Origin of the sequence: Leptotrichia sp. OH3620_COT-345 (assembly GCF_003932895.1) — a bacterium.
GTDB lineage: Bacteria > Fusobacteriota > Fusobacteriia > Fusobacteriales > Leptotrichiaceae > Pseudoleptotrichia.
In genome coordinates, this window is sequence record NZ_RQYW01000243.1 from 1 (window position 1) to 206 (window position 206).

At 34.5% G+C, this 206-nt stretch carries 1 protein-coding gene; it reads right to left on the reverse strand.

The window, feature by feature from the left end:
- Positions 1-206: autotransporter domain-containing protein (locus tag EII29_RS11910; RefSeq protein ID WP_125237642.1), on the reverse strand; the 206-nt coding region annotated here is incomplete at both ends.

Below are 206 nucleotides of genomic sequence, written 5' to 3' on the forward strand. Positions count from 1 at the left end.
ACTTCAAGCCTTACTTCTCCTGTCTTTTCCTTTATACTTCCAAATCTTCCATATTCAAGTTTTAAACTTCCATAAGGCTTTATACTCGTTCTTTCACTAGTCCTGAACTCTTTGCTTATCTCATTCTTTAATGCCGCTCCATATGTATAATATGATGATTTTGCCTCAAATATCTCATCCACTACAAGGAACTTTCTATGCATATC